Below are 4183 nucleotides of genomic sequence, written 5' to 3' on the forward strand. Positions count from 1 at the left end.
ACCTGATTAAACCAATGCAGGAACCTGCTGTCTTCGACTTCAAAACTGCTCACCTAAGTGTGCAGAAAAAACCACAACACTAAAAAATGCCTATGACAAATCAAAAAAATTCTTTAGAATGTTAATCGAATAACTATTCTAAGTAATGAATACTTTGTGAAAAGTTCAGAAAATAAGATTCTAAAGTAATCGCATAGACAAAAATAGATCCTGTCCTTTATGAACAGGATCTATAAAAACTTCAAAGAAAAACTTATGGTGCTTAAGAGCGAAGGGGTAACGTGTCGAGCTTAATTCCTGGTCCCATTGTAGATGACAGGCAAACACTTCTTAAATAAACCCCTTTGGCACTTGAAGGTTTCAAGTGATTCAGTTTGTCAATCAGAGCCAAGGCATTCTCTCGTAATTTATCCAAACCAAATGATGACTTGCCAATCATTGCATGTACAATACCGGCTTTATCAACCTTAAACTCGATCTTACCAGACTTAATCTCGCCCACAACTCGTGCGACATCAAAGGTAACTGTCCCAAGCTTTGCATTGGGCATCATCCCGCGAGGTCCAAGGACACGTCCAATCTTTCCGACTGTACCCATCATATCCGGTGTGGCAACTGTACGCTCAAAATCCATCCAACCTCCCTGGATTTTTTCGACATATTCATCACTTCCCGCATAATCGGCACCAGCATCAAGCGCTTCCTTGACTTTATCACCTTTAGCAAAAACCAGAACACGCTCAACCTTTCCTGTTCCGTGAGGAAGAACCAGGCTGCTGCGAATCATCTGGTCTGCATGCCTAGGATCTACTCCCAGACGTACTGCAAGATCGATTGATTCATCAAACTTGGCTCGAACACAATCCAATGCGAGACTAATAGCGTCATCAATGGTGTATAATTGCAGGGAATTAATTTTGGCCTGATTTGCTTTATGTTTTTTTCCAACGGTAGACATTGTTATCACCCTAAAATACATACTGTTACTATAATAAAATCAATCAGCGACGGTAATCCCACAGCTTTTAGCCGTCCCCTCAATAATCTTCATGGCGGCATCAACATCATAAGCATTCAAATCAGGCAACTTTAATGTAGCAATCTCCCGAATCTTTTCTTTAGATATTTTACCAATACGCTCTCGTTTAGGATTACTAGATCCCTTACCAGCGCTTAAGGCCTTCAGTAAAAGAACCGAAGCCGGTGGTGTCTTAGTGATAAATGAAAATGAACGATCCGCATATACTGTAATTACTACAGGGATTATCATATCGCCTTCATTCTGAGTCTTGGCATTAAATGCTTTACAAAACTCCATGATATTAACACCATGCTGACCGAGGGCAGGACCAATCGGAGGAGACGGGTTTGCTTTCCCTGCAGGAACCTGCAGTTTAATATAACCGGTTATTTTTTTAGCCATTTCCTTACTCCTATAATCTATGCGAAGGTTACTTCAATTAATGCTACTTTATTAGCCTTTCGTAACCTGGATATACTCAAGTTCCACAGGCGTTTCACGTCCAAATATGCTAACCATGACTCTAACCCGCCCCTTATCAGGATATACTTGATCCACTGTCCCTTGAAAGCTGGAAAAAGGTCCGTCAGTCACACGGACTGGATCTCCAATTTCGTATGATACTTTAGGCTTTGGTTTTAATGCGCCATCTTTTATTCTATTGATAATCTTATTCGCTTCTTCATCAGACAATGGGTCTGGATGAATTTCGTTACCGATAAAACCAGAAATTTTTGGTGTACCAGTTACTGTGTGCCATGTCTGATCATTCAGATCAACATTAACCAGGATGTATCCAGGGAAGAACTTACGGGCCGAGGTTTTCTTTGCCCCTTTCACCATTTCAATTACTTGTTCTGTCGGGATCAAAATATCGCCAAATAACTCTTCTTGATGCGCATTTTTAATCCGCTCAATCAGTGAAGCTTTTGCCCTTTCCTCAAAACCTGAAAATGTGTTTACTATATACCAACGAAGTGCCATTAGTTATCCTAAAGTTCTTTATTACTGCAATTACCGGAGTACAGCCCCAATCAGTTTGCCGAGAACCAGGTCAACTGTAGCCAAATAAAACGACAAAATTACTACTAACACCACAACGACTCCTGTCGATGCCATAGTATGTTTCTTATCAGGCCATGCAATTTTATTAAATTCGTTCTGGACTTCAGAAGTGAATTCTTTTACCGTTTCAACACTATACTTTGACTTTTGATCTACTAAAGTCTCACTTTTGTCGTTAACTTTTCCTTCTTTTGCCATCATTCTGGCCTCAATGAAATGGTCCTAATTGACACAAACCTACAATGCATACTGAGCCAAACATCAAGCCCAATTGAAATATTCATCCTAAAATAGTTGGCAGGCCAGGAGGGACTCGAACCCCCAGCCCTCGGATTTGGAGTCCGATGCTCTACCATTAGAGCTACTGGCCTGCGCTACCTATTTTGTTTCTTTATGTGTTGTATGCGCTCTGCAAAAAGGGCAAAACTTCTTAAGCTCTAGTTTCTGGGGAGTTTTTCTCTTATTCTTGGTGCTGGTATAATTTCTTTGCTTACAATCTGTACATCCTAACGTAATTATATCTCTCATGAAATATCACCAATGTGTTTTGCTTTCGCAGTACTTCTTCCGAATCATATACAAATTAATATAAAAAACATTAAGAGAAGATGACTTATCACCTTCTCTTAATGTTTTGACCCAGAGACATACCTAGGGGCAATGTTATGTATAGGCTTAATTATTCGACAATCTTATTGATTACACCGGCGCCAACTGTTCTGCCACCTTCGCGGATAGCAAAACGCAACCCTTCGGTCATTGCTATCGGGGTGATGAGACAACCATCAATCGATACATTATCTCCCGGCATTACCATCTCTACTCCCTCTGGTAATGTTACAACGCCGGTTACATCAGTAGTACGGAAATAGAACTGCGGACGGTAGCCATTAAAAAATGGGGTATGACGACCACCCTCTTCCTTTGATAAGATATAGCACTCAGCCTTAAACTTCGTGTGCGGAGTAATGCTCTTAGGCGCTGCCAGAACCTGGCCTCGCTCAATATCCTCACGCTTAACACCCCGCAAGAGTATACCTACGTTATCTCCAGCCATACCTGAATCAAGAGTCTTTCTAAACATCTCAACCCCGGTTACTGTGCTCTTGACGGTGTCGCGAATTCCGACTATCTCTACTTCATCACCAACATTGATAACACCTCTTTCGATTCTTCCAGTTGCAACTGTGCCGCGACCAGAGATCGAAAAAACATCTTCTATCGGCATCAAAAATGGCTTATCTACATCACGTTGTGGCTCAGGCACAAATGAATCAACAGCATCCATCAAATCCCATATGCACTTGGCATAAGTAGGATCATCGGGATTCTCCAATGCCTTCAACGCAGATCCACGAATGATCGGAGTATCATCACCTGGATAGTCATATTTATCGAGCAACTCACGAAGTTCCATGTCGACCAACTCAATCAACTCTTCATCATCGACCATGTCACACTTATTTAGAAATACCACCATCGCTGGAACACCGACTTGTCTTCCAAGAAGGATATGCTCACGTGTCTGAGGCATTGGTCCGTCATCAGCGCCTACAACCAAAATCGCACCATCCATCTGGGCGGCGCCAGTGATCATGTTCTTGATATAGTCGGCATGACCTGGGCAATCAACATGTGCGTAATGACGTTTGTCGGTCTGATACTCTACATGAGCTGTTGCTATGGTAATTCCGCGCTCTTTCTCTTCAGGAGCCTTATCAATCTGATCAAAGGCTGTAGCTTCAGCATACCCCTTTGTCGCCAGTACCCGTGTAATCGCAGAGGTCAATGTGGTTTTACCATGATCGATATGACCAATCGTGCCAATATTGACGTGGGGTTTATTTCTTTGAAATTTTTGCTTAGCCATTTTCCGTTCTCCTCTGCCAAATTAGGAATTCATAAAAATTTGGGGTACGAAATAAATCGTTACTGTGTGTGAATGGAGCTCACGACCGGATTCGAACCGGTGACCTCTTCCTTACCAAGGAAGTGCTCTACCTACTGAGCCACGTGAGCTTCGATTACTACTTAATATTTTGATTAGATTGGAGCGGGAAACGAGGCTCGAACTCGCAACCCTCAGCTTGGAAGGCT

General features: G+C 42.1%; 6 protein-coding genes and 2 tRNA genes. All 8 read right to left on the reverse strand.

Annotation, left to right across the window (positions count from 1 at the left end; translation table 11 throughout):
- Positions 1-262: 262 nt before the first annotated feature.
- Positions 263-958, reverse strand: coding sequence for a 50S ribosomal protein L1 (locus FP815_12080; protein ID MBA3015670.1), 696 nt, complete (start codon positions 956-958; stop codon positions 263-265).
- Positions 959-997: 39 nt separating this feature from the next.
- The gene (gene rplK, locus FP815_12085) at positions 998-1423 is read right to left on the reverse strand and encodes a 50S ribosomal protein L11 (protein ID MBA3015671.1); all 426 of its coding nucleotides are present in this window, start codon (positions 1421-1423) and stop codon (positions 998-1000) included.
- A gap of 51 nt (positions 1424-1474) precedes the next feature.
- On the reverse strand, positions 1475-2005 hold the full coding sequence (gene nusG / locus FP815_12090; protein MBA3015672.1) for a transcription termination/antitermination protein NusG: 531 nt from the start codon (positions 2003-2005) through the stop codon (positions 1475-1477).
- A 30-nt stretch (positions 2006-2035) separates the two neighbouring features.
- The gene (gene secE / locus FP815_12095) at positions 2036-2287 is read right to left on the reverse strand and encodes a preprotein translocase subunit SecE (GenBank protein MBA3015673.1); all 252 of its coding nucleotides are present in this window, start codon (positions 2285-2287) and stop codon (positions 2036-2038) included.
- Between the two features lie 94 nt (positions 2288-2381).
- A tRNA-Trp gene (locus FP815_12100) sits at positions 2382-2457 on the reverse strand.
- Positions 2458-2464: 7 nt separating this feature from the next.
- The gene (gene rpmG, locus FP815_12105) at positions 2465-2614 is read right to left on the reverse strand and encodes a 50S ribosomal protein L33 (protein ID MBA3015674.1); all 150 of its coding nucleotides are present in this window, start codon (positions 2612-2614) and stop codon (positions 2465-2467) included.
- A gap of 151 nt (positions 2615-2765) precedes the next feature.
- Positions 2766-3956, reverse strand: coding sequence for an elongation factor Tu (gene tuf, locus FP815_12110; protein ID MBA3015675.1), 1191 nt, complete (start codon positions 3954-3956; stop codon positions 2766-2768).
- A gap of 73 nt (positions 3957-4029) precedes the next feature.
- A tRNA-Thr gene (locus FP815_12115) sits at positions 4030-4105 on the reverse strand.
- Positions 4106-4183 lie beyond the last annotated feature (78 nt).

The organism is Desulfobulbaceae bacterium, from assembly GCA_013792005.1.
Taxonomy (GTDB): domain Bacteria; phylum Desulfobacterota; class Desulfobulbia; order Desulfobulbales; family VMSU01; genus VMSU01.

Coding starts and splice junctions, on each gene's coding strand:
- FP815_12080 (MBA3015670.1), bottom strand. CDS start 958: ATGTCTACCGTTGGAAAAAAACATAAAGCAAATCAGGCCAAAATTAAT.
- rplK (MBA3015671.1), bottom strand. CDS start 1,423: ATGGCTAAAAAAATAACCGGTTATATTAAACTGCAGGTTCCTGCAGGG.
- nusG (MBA3015672.1), bottom strand. CDS start 2,005: ATGGCACTTCGTTGGTATATAGTAAACACATTTTCAGGTTTTGAGGAA.
- secE (MBA3015673.1), bottom strand. CDS start 2,287: ATGATGGCAAAAGAAGGAAAAGTTAACGACAAAAGTGAGACTTTAGTA.
- rpmG (MBA3015674.1), bottom strand. CDS start 2,614: ATGAGAGATATAATTACGTTAGGATGTACAGATTGTAAGCAAAGAAAT.
- tuf (MBA3015675.1), bottom strand. CDS start 3,956: ATGGCTAAGCAAAAATTTCAAAGAAATAAACCCCACGTCAATATTGGC.